Here is a 13,025-nt window from a genome sequence, read left to right on the forward strand (position 1 = left end):
CCACTCATTCGCACATGATGCATGTAGCCTTTCAGGAGAAAACCATGGCGGTTGCAGACGTAGTCAAGCTGATTACCGAAAATGATGTCAAGTTCATCGACCTGCGCTTTACCGATACCCGCGGCAAAGAACAACACGTGTCGATTCCGGCCCATGTGCTGCTGGACGATCCGGACGCATGGTTCGAACACGGCCACGCTTTCGACGGTTCCTCGATCGCGGGCTGGAAAGGCATCCAGGCATCCGACATGCTGCTGATGGCCGACCCGGCCACCGCCCGCATCGACCCGTTCTACGATGAACCCACCGTCTTCCTGCACTGCGATGTGATCGATCCGGCCGACGGCAAGGGCTACGACCGCGACCCGCGCTCCATCGCCAAACGCGCCGAAGCCTATCTTAAGGCCTCCGGCCTGGGCGACACCGCCTATTTCGGCCCGGAACCGGAATTCTTCATCTTCGACAGCGTGACCTGGGGCACAGACATGTCCGGCTGCTTCGTCAAGATCAAGGCCGAAGAAGCCGCCTGGGCTTCCGCCGAGGAGTTCGAAGGCGGCAATATGGGTCACCGCCCGGGCATCAAGGGCGGTTACTTCCCGGTGCCGCCGGTGGATTCCTCGCAAGACATCCGCTCCGCCATGGTGCTGCTGCTCGAAGAGCTGGGCATCCCGGTGGAAGTGCACCACCACGAAGTGGCCACCGCCGGCCAGAACGAGATCGGCACCAGGTTCAGCACCCTGACCCAGCGCGCGGACTGGACCCAGATCCTGAAATACGTGGTGCACAACGTGGCCCACAGCTACGGCAAGACCGCCACCTTCATGCCCAAGCCCATCGTCGGCGACAACGGTTCCGGCATGCACGTGCACCAGTCCATCTGGAAGGACGGCAAGAACCTGTTCGCCGGCGACGGCTACGCCGGCCTGTCCGAAACCGCGCTCTACTACATCGGCGGCATCATCAAGCACGCCAAGGCGCTGAACGCGATCACCAACCCGGGCACCAACTCTTACAAACGCCTGGTGCCGCACTATGAAGCGCCGGTGAAACTGGCCTACTCCGCCAAGAACCGCTCCGCCTCCATCCGCATTCCGCATGTGGCCAGCCCCAAAGGCCGCCGCATCGAAGCACGCTTCCCGGACCCCTTGGCCAACCCCTATCTGTGCTTCTCCGCTCTGCTGATGGCCGGCCTGGACGGCATTCAGAACAAGATTCACCCGGGCGACGCCGCGGACAAGAACCTGTACGATTTGCCGCCGGAAGAAGACAAGCTGATCCCGACCGTGTGCGCCAGCCTGGACGAGGCACTGGCCGCTCTGGACAAGGACCGCGAGTTCCTGACCCGCGGCGGCGTGTTCTCCAATGACTGGATCGACGCCTACATCGAACTGAAGATGCAGGAGGTCAGCCTGACCCGCATGACCACCCATCCGGTGGAATTCGCGATGTATTACTCGCTGTAATACCGGCGCATGGAAAAACGGCAGCCTCCGGGCTGCCGTTTTCATATATGACTTGTCCGGCGGATTTGCATATCATTGCAGAGCTGAAACCCGGAACTCGACACGCCGCCCATGAAAACTCTATCGCTTTGTCTCTTGCTGTTGCTGAGCGCCTCCGCTCACGCCACCGTTTACAAGTACGTGGACAAAGACGGCAACGTCACTTTCACCAATGTGCCGATACGCGGCGCGCAGGCGATCCGGCTCAACCCGCTCTCCTCCTATCCCAGCCAGCACAAGAAAAGCGCCTCCCCCGCCAACAGCAGCGGCGGCAACGGAGACGCCAAGCCCTCCGGCAGCTACCCCAGCGTCGATCCCGGCACCCAGAAGCAGCGCGACAACGGCCGCCGCAAGATCCTGGAACAGGAGCTGGCCAATGAGCAAAAAGCACTGAGCGAGGCGGAAAAGGCGCTGACCGACGGCAAGGCCACGCGCAACGGCGACGAAACCCGCAATTACCAGAAATACCTGAACCGGGTGCAGAAGCTGCAGGACGAAGTCACCGACCGCCAAAAAAACGTGGAAGCCTTGCGTCGCGAGCTGGGGCAGAACTAGTTTGACGCACCATCATGGTGCATACTGAAAAGAAATGGGCCATTCCCGGGCGCGCGGGCATGGCCCGAATTTTGCTCAGCCTGCGCAAGCCCTCCGCCTCAGCCTACAGGACACACCGCACCATGCCGCCGACCAGCTTTGCCGGACTAGAACTGCTGGACACCCCCGTGCTGATCGTCGACGCCGACGGCGCGCTGCATTTCGTCAATCCCGCATGCGAGAACCTGCTGGCGCTGGGCAGCCGCGAGCTGCGCCGCCACAGCCTGTTCGATCTGTTCCAGCCCTGCCCGGCGCTGCGCCAGGCGCTGTCCACCGCGCTGCGCCACAACGCCAGCTTCATCGAGCACGATCTGGAACTGATCCCGCAGCACAGCGAACAGGCGCTGCACATCGCGCTGTCGGTGGCCCCGGTGGACGCGGACGGCGGACTCGCGCTGATCGAATTGCGGCCGCTGGATCAGCAGTTGAAGATCGCCAACGAGGAACGGCTGCTGCTGCAACACCAGGCCAATCGGGAGCTGATCCGCAACCTGGCGCATGAGATCAAGAACCCGCTGGGCGGCATCCGCGGCGCGGCGCAATTGCTGGAGCACGAATTGCTGGACCGCCCGGAGCTGAAGGAATACACCGCGGTGATCAAGGAGGAGGCGCTGCGGCTGCAATCGCTGGTCGACCGGCTGCTGGCGCCGCACCGCAGCCATGTGCGCGGCGAGATCAATATCCACGAAGTGCTGGAACGCGTGCGCAGCATCGCCCTGGCCGAATATCCGCAGGGCCTGCAGATTCGCCGCGACTACGACACCAGCCTGCCCCAGCTGGTGGCCGACAAGGAACAGCTGATCCAGGTGGCGCTCAACATCGTCAAGAACGCCGTTCAGGCGATGAAGGGCCGCGGCCAATTGATTCTGCGCACCCGGGTGGCGCGCCAGGTGACGCTGGCGCGCAAACGCCACACCCTGGCATTGAAATTGCAGATCATCGACGACGGTCCCGGCATCCCCGACGAGATCAAGGACCATATTTTCTACCCGCTGGTCACCGGCCGCGCCGAAGGCACCGGCCTGGGGCTGACCCTGGCCCAGGCCTTCGTCCACCAGCACGGCGGCAATATCGAATTCGACTCCCGGCCGGGACAGACCTGCTTCACCGTGACCTTGCCTTTCGCCACGGACTGAGCGGACCCGTCCACCCCAAACACATTGCCGCCGCCCGCTCACGCCGGCGGCGCCGAGCACAAGGATTTCGCGATGAACCAAGCGGTATGGATTATTGACGACGACAAGGCGATACGCTGGGTGCTGGAAAAGGCGCTGGGGCGCGCCGGCATCGGCTTCGACAGCTTCGCCAGCGCCGACGACGCGCTGAACGCGCTCTACGACCGCGCCCCGCAAGTCATCATTTCGGACATCCGCATGCCGGGCACCGACGGGCTGAAATTCCTGTCCAAGGTCAAGTCCGAGCACCCGACGCTGCCCGTCATCATCATGACCGCGCACTCCGATCTGGATTCCGCGGTAGCGGCCTTCCAGGGCGGTGCCTTCGAATACCTGCCCAAACCCTTCGACGTCGATCAGGCGGTGCTGCTGATCGAGCGCGCGCTGGCGGAAAGCCGGCCGGACATCACGGTCAGCGATCATCCGGAAGCGATGCCGGTGCTGCTGGGCCAAGCGCCGGCGATGCAGGACGTGTTCCGCGCCATCGGCCGGCTGTCCCAGTCCAACGTCACCGTGCTGATCACCGGCGAATCCGGCACCGGCAAGGAGCGCGTGGCCGAGGCCCTGCACCGCCACTCGGTGCGCGCGGGCAAACCCTTCATCGCGCTGAACACCGCCGCCATTCCCAAGGACTTGCTGGAGTCGGAACTGTTCGGCCATGAAAAAGGCGCGTTCACCGGCGCGCAAGCCACCCGTCGCGGCCGCTTCGAGGAGGCCGAGGGCGGCACCCTGTTCCTGGACGAGATCGGCGACATGCCCACCGAGCTGCAAACCCGGCTGCTGCGCGTGCTGTCCGACGGGCACTTCTACCGCGTCGGCGGCCACACCCCGATCAAGGCCAATGTCCGCGTCATCGCCGCCACGCATCAAAACCTGGAACAGCGCGTGCGCGACGGCCAGTTCCGCGAAGACCTCTACCACCGCCTGAACGTAATCCGCCTGCGGCTGCCGCCGCTGCGCGAACGGCGCGAGGACATCCCGCTGCTGGCCCGCCACTTCCTGGCCAAGAGCGCCACCCAGCTGGGCGTGGAACCCAAGCGGCTCAGCGACGCCGCCATGGACGTGGTCAAGCACAGCCTGTTCTCCGGCAATGTGCGCGAACTGGAAAACCTGTGCCAGTGGATCAGCGTGATGGCGCCCGGCCAGACCGTGGAAGTGGCCGATCTGCCGCAGGAACTGCGCGACCCGGCCGCCGGCGCGCGCCATGCCGGCGGCGCGGAAGCGGGACAGCTTGACTGGCCGCAGCTGCTGGCCGAAGAGGTCAGCCGCCGCCTGCGCGCCGGCGAGGCCGGCATCATCGACGAGCTGACCCGGCGCTTCGAAACCAGCTGCATCCGCAGCGGCCTGACCCATACCGGCGGCCGCAAAGTGGAGGCCGCTCACCTTCTGGGCTGGGGCCGCAACACCCTGACCCGCAAGATCCAGGAACTGGGTTTGGAAGCCCATGCCGATGAAAGCCATGACAAGGCCGATCTCGGGCTCATAAAATGAATCCATGATCATTCCGCAAGGACCCGCCCATGTCCAAATCCGCGCTGGCGCTGCTCACCCTGCTGGCCGGCGGGTGGGTCCACGCCGCTCCCGTCCTGCGCATCGTCGTCGGCAGCGCCGAACCGGCGCCCTTCATCCAACAGACCTCCTCGCAACTGTCCGGCCCCGTCATCGACCTCGCCCGGCAAGCGGCGGAACACTGCGGCCTGCACGCCCAGTTCCGACAGCTGCCGGCGCGACGCCTGCTGCGCAGCCTGGCGCTGAACCAGGCCGACGCCGCCGCCATGCTCTCCTTCCAGACTGACCGCGCCAAGCAGATGCTCTATCCGATGCGCGGCGAGCTGGCGGACAGCCGGCTGAGGCTGACCGCGCTGTCCTACGTGCTCTACGTTCCGCAAACTTCAACACTGCGTTGGGATGGCCACCGGCTGGACCTGCCCGAGGACGACAGCGTCGGCGTCAATCGCGGCTGGTCGGTCATCCGCGTATTGAAAGCCCGCCGGATTCCCACCGAGGCCGGCGCCGATCTGGAAGAAAATTTCGCCAAGCTGCAGGCGGGCCGCATCGCCGCCTTCGCCATGCACGAACCCGGCGGCGACGCTTACCTGGCGCAACACCCGCAGCTGCGCATGAAAAAGCTGCTGCCGCCGCTGAAGACCGAAAACAGCTATCTGGTGTTCGGCAAGGCTTACGGCCAGGCGCATCCGGAACGCATGCGCTGCGTCTGGAATCAATTGCCGTCGCTGCGCCGGCAATTGGACCTGCCCTAAGAACCGGTTCAAAGTCTCGTGAGCAAGGGCGAGACCAGCGGAGAAAGCGGAATCTACTCGTGGCGCATGAGCATGTCGCAGACGGCGCGCAGCCGATCGTAAACCGCTTCCCAGTCAGGCGGCCGCGCCCAGCGGCGTCAACCCCGGCAAGGTGGCGAAGCTCTGCTCTCTCACCGTGGCCAGAAAATCCTGCATATAGGCGAGGCCGCCGTCGTCGCTGCGCACCGCCGCGTACAACTCGCTGCTCAAACCGCTCTCGCCTATCGGCCGCGCCACCACGTAGCCGCGCTCCAGATAGGGTTTGACCGCCCAGTAGGGCAAGGCCGCCACCCCGCGGCGGCTGGCCACCAGCTGGATGATGGCGATGGTCAGCTCGCTGCTGCGCCGCGCCGGGTTGACGCCCGCCGGACGCAAAACCTTGCGCACCAGATCCAGCATCTCGTCCGGCACCGGGTAATGGATCAGCGTTTCCCCGGCGAAGTCCTCCGCCAGCCAGCAGCGCTTGTTCGCCAGCGGGTGATCCCGCGCCACGATGCCCACCATCTCATAAGCGAACAGCGGCTGGTAATCGACGCCGGCCTGCAGCTCCGCCTCCGACACGATGGCCAGATCGGCGCGATGGCTCAGCAGCAGGCTGACCGGATCGGTGTGGAAGCCGGACACAATGTCCAGTTCAACGCCCGGCCAATGCTGGCGGAATGCGTCCATCGCCGGCATCAGCCAGTCGAAGCAGGTATGGCACTCCACCGCCACCCGCAACTCGCCGGCCTCCCCCTGGCGCAGCCGCGCCAGATCGCGCTCCGCCGACGCCACCCGGGCGTTCAGGTCGTGCGCCAGCGCCAGCAGCCGCTCGCCGGCGGCGGTGAAGCGCAGCGGCTGGGTCTTGCGCTCGAACAAGCTCATGCCATAGCCCTGCTCCAATTGTTTCAACTGGTGCGAGAGCGCGGACTGGGTCAGGAACAGGCGGCTGGCCGCCAAAGACACGCTGCCGGTTTCGGCCAGCGCCAGCAGGGTGCGCAGATGTCGGATCTCCAGAATGCTCATCATGAATTCATTTCATGTTAACTGGCAAAATAATGAGTTTGTATCATACAACAGCTTGCGCAATGCTAGGGACATCACGAACCAAGGAGTCCGCCATGACCACCCTGCACCTGCTCGGCTTTCCCCGCATCGGCGCCAAGCGCGAACTGAAGACCCTGCTGGAAAACTACTGGAAAAACGAAATCGACGAAGCCGCGCTGCTGAGCGGCGCGCGCGAACTGCGCCAGCGCCACTGGCTGCTGCAAAAAGGCGCCGGCGTGGAACTGTCCCCGGTAGGCGACTTCTCCCTGTACGACCACGTGCTGGACGCGCAGCTGCTGGTGGGAGCTATTCCGCCGCGCTTCGGCTTCGACGCCGCCCGGCTGAGCACCGAGCAATATTTCCAACTGGCGCGCGGCAACGCCGGCCAGCCGGCGCTGGAAATGACCAAATGGTTCGACACCAACTACCACTATCTGGTGCCGGAATGGCATGAGGACACCGCCTTCCAGGCGCAGCCGGAGCGCCTGCTGGCGCAAGTGCGCGAAGCCCAGGCCCTGGGCCTGCGCGCCAAGCCGGTGCTGCTGGGACCGCTGTCGCTGCTGTGGCTGGGCAAGGCCAAGCACGCCGGCCTGGACAGGCTGTCCTTGCTGCCCGCCCTGCTGCAGGCTTATCGCGACGTGCTGGCCGCGCTGGCGGCGGCCAAGGTGGAATGGGTGCAGATCGACGAGCCCATCCTGGCGCTGGACCTGCCGCCGGAATGGCTGGCCGCCTTCGAACCCGCCTACCGGCAATTGCAGGACGGTTCCTTGAACCTGCTGCTGGCGACTTACTTCGGCAGCGTCGCCGAACACGCCGAGCTGCTGCAACGCTTGCCGGTTGCCGGCCTGCACCTGGACCTGGTGCGCGCGCCGCTGCAACTGGCGGCCTTCGCCGACGGCTGGCCGCAGGACAAGGTGCTGTCCGCCGGCGTCATCGACGGACGCAATATCTGGCGCGCCGATCTGTCCCGCGTGCTGGCCAGCCTGCAACCCTTGGCCGCCGATCTGGGCGAGCGTCTGTGGATCGCCCCCAGCTGCTCGCTGCTGCACGCGCCCTTCGACCTGGCCGCGGAAACCCAGCTCGACATCGACGTCAAAACCTGGCTCGCCTTCGCGGTGCAAAAACTCAATGAGCTGAAAGTGCTGAAACGCGGCGTGGAGCAAGGCCGCGAAGCCATCGCCAATGAATTGGCCGGCAGCGACTACGCCCGTCAGCAGCGCGCCGCCAGCCCGCTGATCCACCGCCCCGAAGTGCAGCGACGCCTGGCCACGCTGCCGGCCGACGCCGACCGCCGCCACAGCGCCTATCCGGCGCGCGCCGCCGCGCAGCAAGCCTGGCTCAAGCTGCCGCTGCTGCCCACCACCACCATAGGTTCCTTCCCGCAGACAGCCTCCATCCGCGGCGCTCGCGCCGCCTTCAAACGCGGCGAGCTGTCCGCCGACACCTACCGCCAGGCGATGCGGCAGGAAATCGAGCTGGCGATCCGCCGTCAGGAGGCTTTGGACATCGACGTGCTGGTGCACGGCGAGGCCGAACGCAACGATATGGTGGAGTACTTCGGCGAGCAATTGTCCGGCTTCGTGTTCACCGCGGGCGGCTGGGTGCAAAGCTACGGCAGCCGCTGCGTGAAGCCGCCCATTTTGTTCGGCGACGTGGCGCGGCCGCAAGCAATGACCGTGGAATGGGCGGAGTACGCGCAAAGCCTGACCCCGCGTCCGGTCAAGGGCATGCTGACCGGCCCGGTCACCATCCTGCAATGGAGCTTTGTCCGCGACGACCTGCCGCGCGGCGAAGTCTGCCGCCAGATCGCCCTGGCGCTGAACGACGAGGTGCGCGATCTGGAGACCGCCGGCATCCGCGTGATCCAGATCGACGAACCGGCCATCCGCGAAGGCCTGCCGCTGAAGCGCGCCGATCGCGCCGCCTATCTGGATTGGGCCGGCGAGGCCTTCCGGCTGTCTTGCCACGGCGTGGCCGACGCCACCCAGATCCACACCCATATGTGCTATTCGGAGTTCGGCGACATCCTGCCGGCCATCGCCGCACTGGACGCCGATGTGATCACCATCGAAACCTCGCGTTCGGACATGGAGCTGTTGCAGGACTTCGGCCACTTCCGCTATCCCAACGCCATCGGCCCCGGCGTCTACGACATCCACAGCCCGCGGGTGCCGCCGGAAGCGGAAATCCAGCAGCTGCTGGAAAAGGCGCTGCAAGTGATCGAGCCGGAAAAACTGTGGGTCAACCCCGACTGCGGCCTGAAAACCCGCGGCTGGCCCGAGGTGGAGGCCGCGCTCTCCAGCATGGTCAAGGTCAGCAAGACGCTGCGCCGGCGTCTGGCGCAGGAGGCCGACGCCGTCGTTTGAAGCGTTCAATCTGTCGACACAATAGAAAAGGCCCCTCGATCGAGGGGCCTTTTTTCGTTCCGACTCAAGGCTGCAACATGCCCGGCGTCATCATCGCCTTCAAACGCGTCTGCTCTATGCCGTGGCGCTCGCGGTGGCTCAACCACCAGATCGAGCCCTTCTTCACGCTCCACAACTGCTGCTGCTCGGACAACAGGCTGGACGCCAGCCAGCCGATATAAGGCTGATGGCCGACCAGCACCACGGTGCGGTCCGTCTCCGGCCAGCCTATCGCCTCCAGCACCTCCTCCGGCGACGCCGTCGGGTTCAGCGCCGGCAAGGTCTGAAAGCTTTTCGCCAGCAAGGCCGCCGTCTGCTGCGAACGCTTGGCCTCCGAGGCCAGCAGCAGATAATCGCGCGGCAGGCGCACCCGCAGCCAGGACGCCATCTGGCTGGCCTGCTGCTGTCCGCGCCGCGTCAGCGCGCGAGCCAGATCATCGGAGCCGTCCTCGGCCTCGGCGTGGCGCCACAAAATCAAATCCATACACACCCCTCGTCAAATATTTTTAATTCGGCGCAAGCGAGCCAAGTCGGGCACCCGCCCAAGGCGGGATGCGCGGCTTGGCGCGACTGCGAAATGAAAACCGCCGGCGCGCTACAACGGGAACAGCGCCAGCAGCAAGGGCACCAACAAGGCGGTGAGCACCCCGTTCAAGCCCATCGCCAGGCCGGCGAAGGCGCCCGCAGTCTCCGACAGCTGAAACACCCGCGCCGTTCCAATCCCGTGCGCGGAAATGCCGGTGGCCACGCCCAGCGCCATATCGTCGCGCAGGCGCAGACCGTTGAACAAGGGCCGCGCCGCCACCGCGCCGAAAACGCCGGACAGGATCACGCACATCGCCGCCAACTCCGGCACCCCGCCTATGCTTTGCGACACGCTCATCGCGATCGGCGTGGTCACCGCCCGCGTGCTCAGCGACAGCAAAACCTCGCGCGGCAAGCCGAACAGCCAACCCAGGCCCACGGCGCTGATGATGCCGGTGACGCCGCCCAAGGCGATGCTCAGCGCCAGCGGCCCGGCCGCGCGCTTGAGCCGGCTCAGATTGCCGTACAAGGGCACCGCCAAAGCCACCGTCGCCGGCCCCAGCAACATCTGTATCCACTGCGCGCCCTGCATGTACTGCCGGTAATCGGTGCGCGTCAGCAATAGCCAGCCCAGCACCAGCAACACCCCGATCAAGACCGGGTTGGACAGCGGATGGCCGCGGCAACGGCGATTAAACCCCAAGGCCAGCCGGTAAGCCAGCAGCGTGATGAACACCCCGGTCAGCGGCGACTCCCTCAGCGCGGACAATACGCCGACGCTAGTCATGCCCGCCTCCTCGCCGCCGCGCCAGCATCCAATGCAAGGCCAGCCCCGGCACCAGCAAGGTGATCAAGGTCGACAAGACCAGCACCGCCGCCAGGCGCGCGCCGTAATCGGCCAGCAAGGCCTGATACGCCAGCACCGCGCCGCCGGCCGGGATGAACAGCAAGGACATATGGGCCAGAAAACGCGGCGCATGGGTCTGCAGCGTCGCCGGCGCCCCGCGGCGCGCGCACAGGGTGACGAACAGCAGCAGCATGCCCAGAACCGGTCCCGGCACCGGCACGCCCAAACCGCGCGACAAGACCTCCCCCGCCAATTGATAGCCCAGCAGCCACAGCGCAGTCTCCATCATGCGATCATTCCTCCTTCCCCTTGATGACGACATGATAATCCGCCGGCTTGCGCTTGGGGATAGACAGATGGGCGCGCGTCGCGTCGCAGAAGGGGCGGGACAAGCCCCCGCCGGCTTTGGCATAATGCGCGCCATGCCCAATCCCCCAATCTGGCTGCCGGAACCGCCGGCGCTGTCCGCCGCCGCGCAATCCTGTCTCACCGAAGCCGGCTCGCTGACCGAACGGCTGCAAAGCACCGGCCGCCGCTTCGCCGTGCGCGTGCTGCGGCAAGGCCCCGACGCCTGCCTGGAAGACGAGGCGCAGCCGCTCGGCCTGGCCGCCGGCGCGCCGCTGCAGGCCCGCGAGGTGGCGCTGACTCTGGACGACACCCCGGTGGTGTTCGCCCGCAGCGTCACCCGTCTGGACTGCGCGGCCTGGCAGCCCATTCTAGACCGCGGCAGCCGCTCGCTGGGTCTGACATTGTTCGGCGGTCTGCCCGATTTGCTCCGCGACCCGCTGCGCTACCGCCTCATCGCCGCCGATCATCCGCTGTTCGCGCCGGCGGCCCGACTCAGCCCGCACGCCAGCTACCCGGCGCGGCGCTGCCGCTTTCTGCTGCGGCAGGCCCCCTTGCTGGTTTGCGAACTCTTTTTGCCGGAGCTGGAGAATTTCCTGCGATGAACGCCACCCGCCTCAATGAACGTTTGACGGTTTACATGCAACTGATGCGCATGGACAAGCCCATCGGCACTTTCCTGCTGCTGTGGCCTACGCTGTGGGCGCTGCTGATCGCCGGCCAGGGCCGGCCCGACCCGCTGATCGTGCTGATCTTCGTCGTCGGCACCTTTCTGATGCGCTCGGCCGGCTGCGTGATCAACGACTACGCGGACCGCGACTTCGACGGCCACGTGGCGCGCACCCGGCAACGGCCGTTCGCCCGCGGCGCGGTCGGCAAGAAGGAGGCCTTGCTGCTGGCCGCCGGTCTGGCCTTGCTGTCGCTGCTGCTGATCCTGCCGCTGAACGGCCTGACCCTGCTCTTGAGCGTGCCGGCGCTGTTCATCGCCGCCAGCTATCCGTTCACCAAGCGCTTCTTCCCGGTGCCGCAAGCCTATCTGGGCCTGGCCTTCTCCTTCGGCATCCCGATGGCCTTCGCCGCCCAGACCGGCGAGGTGCCGGCGCTGGCCTGGCTGCTCTTGCTGGCCAACGCCAGCTGGACGCTGGCTTACGACACCGCCTACGCGATCAGCGACAAACCGGACGATCTCAAGATCGGCATCAAGACCTCGGCGATCACCTTCGGCGACTACGACGTGCTGGCCATCATGCTGTTCCACGCCGTCTTCCTCGCGCTGATGGCCGGCATCGGCCTACACCTGGCGCTGGCCTGGCCTTTTTACCTGTCCTTGCTCGTGGCCGTCGTCTTGATGGCCAAGCAATATCAGGACATCAGGGAACGCGACCGCGCCGCCTGCTTCAAAGCCTTTCTCGACAATAATCGCGTAGGCGCGGCCATCCTCGTCGGCGTGGCGCTCAGCTACTGGTTGCCGTAAAACCCAATGTCATCATTTTGCGGCGCAGCGATACTTTATGAATTCCTGTGAACTTTTCGAGAAGGGTTCAATCCCAGAGAAGGCATATTCCACCCATTTGGAATTGCAGCCGACATGCACCACCGGCTTCACACAAGAAAGGACATATCATGAAACTGATTTCCGCTCTGATCGCCGCTGCTTTCGCCACTAGCGCCCTGGCCGCCTCCCCGGCGTCCGCGCCCGCCGCCGAAAAGAAAATGGAGCACAAGGCCGAACACAAGCAGGCCGGCAAAAAGCACCACAAGAAACATGCTTCGGGCGCCGCGCACCACAAGAAATCCGGCCACAAACATTCGGGAAAGAAAGCTGAACACAAAGCGGCTTCCGCCGCCAAGTAATTGATCGCCGGGCCGAGGGCCCGACGCAAAAACGCCGCGGCTCGCCATGCGCCGCGGCGTTTTCATATCCGGGTACGATCAAAGGCCGGCCGGAGGCCGGCGGCGGGCGTCAGCCGGGCGGAGAATTATTCGCCGAAGCCACAGAACACCTCGCGCATCATCTTCAAGACTTCCAGCGTGCGGATGTCGCCGACGCGGTAATAAACGCGGTTGGCGTCCTTACGCGTGCGCAACACGCCCTTGTCGCGCATAATGGCCAAATGCTGAGAAATATTGCTCTGCGACGTGCCCACCTGCTCGACTATATCCTGCACGCTCACTTCCTGGTCTTCCAGCACCGATATGATCTTCAAACGCAGCGGGTGCGACATGGCTTTCATCGCCCTCGAGGTCTGCTCGATCTGGTCATCGTTGAACAGCAAGGCTTCTCTCCCTGTAGAGTCATTTTATTT

At 65.2% G+C, this 13,025-nt stretch carries 14 protein-coding genes; 9 read left to right on the forward strand and 5 right to left on the reverse strand.

Going from position 1 to position 13,025, the window contains the following annotated elements; genetic code table 11:
* The first annotated feature begins 44 nt into the window (after nt 1-44).
* The 5 genes from glnA to AB1Z25_RS15855 all read left to right on the forward strand — a co-directional run bounded on the left by glnA (nt 45) and on the right by AB1Z25_RS15855 (nt 5,532).
* Nucleotides 45-1,463 carry a glutamate--ammonia ligase gene (gene glnA / locus AB1Z25_RS15835; RefSeq protein ID WP_486635635.1) on the forward strand — a complete coding sequence of 473 codons (1,419 nt, stop codon included), beginning with the start codon at nt 45-47 and terminating at the stop codon, nt 1,461-1,463.
* Between the two features lie 111 nt (nt 1,464-1,574).
* Nucleotides 1,575-2,057, forward strand: coding sequence for a DUF4124 domain-containing protein (locus AB1Z25_RS15840; protein WP_107798504.1), 483 nt, complete (start codon nt 1,575-1,577; stop codon nt 2,055-2,057).
* A 122-nt stretch (nt 2,058-2,179) separates the two neighbouring features.
* The gene (gene glnL / locus AB1Z25_RS15845) at nt 2,180-3,232 is read left to right on the forward strand and encodes a nitrogen regulation protein NR(II) (RefSeq protein ID WP_107798503.1); all 1,053 of its coding nucleotides are present in this window, start codon (nt 2,180-2,182) and stop codon (nt 3,230-3,232) included.
* A gap of 72 nt (nt 3,233-3,304) precedes the next feature.
* On the forward strand, nt 3,305-4,762 hold the full coding sequence (gene ntrC / locus AB1Z25_RS15850) for a nitrogen regulation protein NR(I) (protein ID WP_486635636.1): 1,458 nt from the start codon (nt 3,305-3,307) through the stop codon (nt 4,760-4,762).
* 29 nt (nt 4,763-4,791) lie between these two features.
* Nucleotides 4,792-5,532: a substrate-binding periplasmic protein gene (locus tag AB1Z25_RS15855; RefSeq protein ID WP_486635637.1), complete on the forward strand. Its 741-nt coding sequence runs from the start codon at nt 4,792-4,794 to the stop codon at nt 5,530-5,532.
* A gap of 114 nt (nt 5,533-5,646) precedes the next feature.
* Here AB1Z25_RS15855 and AB1Z25_RS15860 read toward each other — a convergent pair whose 3' ends face one another.
* Nucleotides 5,647-6,579, reverse strand: coding sequence for a LysR family transcriptional regulator (locus tag AB1Z25_RS15860; protein WP_486635638.1), 933 nt, complete (start codon nt 6,577-6,579; stop codon nt 5,647-5,649).
* A 92-nt stretch (nt 6,580-6,671) separates the two neighbouring features.
* Between AB1Z25_RS15860 and metE the strand changes: the two genes are divergently transcribed.
* Nucleotides 6,672-8,963: a 5-methyltetrahydropteroyltriglutamate--homocysteine S-methyltransferase gene (gene metE / locus AB1Z25_RS15865; protein WP_486635639.1), complete on the forward strand. Its 2,292-nt coding sequence runs from the start codon at nt 6,672-6,674 to the stop codon at nt 8,961-8,963.
* A 64-nt stretch (nt 8,964-9,027) separates the two neighbouring features.
* Here metE and AB1Z25_RS15870 read toward each other — a convergent pair whose 3' ends face one another.
* The 3 genes from AB1Z25_RS15870 to AB1Z25_RS15880 all read right to left on the reverse strand — a co-directional run bounded on the left by AB1Z25_RS15870 (nt 9,028) and on the right by AB1Z25_RS15880 (nt 10,663).
* Nucleotides 9,028-9,486: a SixA phosphatase family protein gene (locus AB1Z25_RS15870; protein ID WP_107798500.1), complete on the reverse strand. Its 459-nt coding sequence runs from the start codon at nt 9,484-9,486 to the stop codon at nt 9,028-9,030.
* 111 nt (nt 9,487-9,597) lie between these two features.
* Nucleotides 9,598-10,314: an LrgB family protein gene (locus tag AB1Z25_RS15875; protein ID WP_486635640.1), complete on the reverse strand. Its 717-nt coding sequence runs from the start codon at nt 10,312-10,314 to the stop codon at nt 9,598-9,600.
* Nucleotides 10,307-10,663 (reverse strand): CidA/LrgA family protein, encoded by a 357-nt coding sequence (locus AB1Z25_RS15880; protein WP_486635641.1) that lies wholly within the window; start codon nt 10,661-10,663, stop codon nt 10,307-10,309. The genes AB1Z25_RS15875 and AB1Z25_RS15880 overlap by 8 nt, the downstream gene beginning before the upstream one ends.
* Nucleotides 10,664-10,796: 133 nt before the next feature.
* Between AB1Z25_RS15880 and AB1Z25_RS15885 the strand changes: the two genes are divergently transcribed.
* From AB1Z25_RS15885 to AB1Z25_RS15895, 3 genes are all read left to right on the forward strand, one after another.
* The gene (locus AB1Z25_RS15885) at nt 10,797-11,324 is read left to right on the forward strand and encodes a chorismate--pyruvate lyase family protein (protein ID WP_227104441.1); all 528 of its coding nucleotides are present in this window, start codon (nt 10,797-10,799) and stop codon (nt 11,322-11,324) included.
* A complete protein-coding gene (gene ubiA, locus AB1Z25_RS15890; RefSeq protein ID WP_235087302.1) occupies nt 11,321-12,193 on the forward strand; it encodes a 4-hydroxybenzoate octaprenyltransferase in 873 nt (290 codons plus the stop codon). Before AB1Z25_RS15885 ends, ubiA begins: the two co-directional genes overlap by 4 nt.
* A gap of 149 nt (nt 12,194-12,342) precedes the next feature.
* On the forward strand, nt 12,343-12,573 hold the full coding sequence (locus AB1Z25_RS15895) for a hypothetical protein (protein WP_199225815.1): 231 nt from the start codon (nt 12,343-12,345) through the stop codon (nt 12,571-12,573).
* Between the two features lie 125 nt (nt 12,574-12,698).
* Here AB1Z25_RS15895 and AB1Z25_RS15900 read toward each other — a convergent pair whose 3' ends face one another.
* Entirely contained in the window at nt 12,699-12,995 is a 297-nt protein-coding gene (locus tag AB1Z25_RS15900) for an ArsR/SmtB family transcription factor (protein WP_019100570.1), read from the reverse strand.
* Nucleotides 12,996-13,025: the final 30 nt, after the last annotated feature.

The organism is Chromobacterium sp. HL1, from assembly GCF_057418835.1.

Bases quoted from the DNA above. Each gene is read 5' to 3' on its own strand.
- glnA (WP_486635635.1), top strand. From the start codon at position 45: ATGGCGGTTGCAGACGTAGTCAAGCTGATTACCGAAAATGATGTCAAG.
- AB1Z25_RS15840 (WP_107798504.1), top strand. From the start codon at position 1,575: ATGAAAACTCTATCGCTTTGTCTCTTGCTGTTGCTGAGCGCCTCCGCT.
- glnL (WP_107798503.1), top strand. From the start codon at position 2,180: ATGCCGCCGACCAGCTTTGCCGGACTAGAACTGCTGGACACCCCCGTG.
- ntrC (WP_486635636.1), top strand. From the start codon at position 3,305: ATGAACCAAGCGGTATGGATTATTGACGACGACAAGGCGATACGCTGG.
- AB1Z25_RS15855 (WP_486635637.1), top strand. From the start codon at position 4,792: ATGTCCAAATCCGCGCTGGCGCTGCTCACCCTGCTGGCCGGCGGGTGG.
- AB1Z25_RS15860 (WP_486635638.1), bottom strand. From the start codon at position 6,579: ATGATGAGCATTCTGGAGATCCGACATCTGCGCACCCTGCTGGCGCTG.
- metE (WP_486635639.1), top strand. From the start codon at position 6,672: ATGACCACCCTGCACCTGCTCGGCTTTCCCCGCATCGGCGCCAAGCGC.
- AB1Z25_RS15870 (WP_107798500.1), bottom strand. From the start codon at position 9,486: ATGGATTTGATTTTGTGGCGCCACGCCGAGGCCGAGGACGGCTCCGAT.
- AB1Z25_RS15875 (WP_486635640.1), bottom strand. From the start codon at position 10,314: ATGACTAGCGTCGGCGTATTGTCCGCGCTGAGGGAGTCGCCGCTGACC.
- AB1Z25_RS15880 (WP_486635641.1), bottom strand. From the start codon at position 10,663: ATGATGGAGACTGCGCTGTGGCTGCTGGGCTATCAATTGGCGGGGGAG.
- AB1Z25_RS15885 (WP_227104441.1), top strand. From the start codon at position 10,797: ATGCCCAATCCCCCAATCTGGCTGCCGGAACCGCCGGCGCTGTCCGCC.
- ubiA (WP_235087302.1), top strand. From the start codon at position 11,321: ATGAACGCCACCCGCCTCAATGAACGTTTGACGGTTTACATGCAACTG.
- AB1Z25_RS15895 (WP_199225815.1), top strand. From the start codon at position 12,343: ATGAAACTGATTTCCGCTCTGATCGCCGCTGCTTTCGCCACTAGCGCC.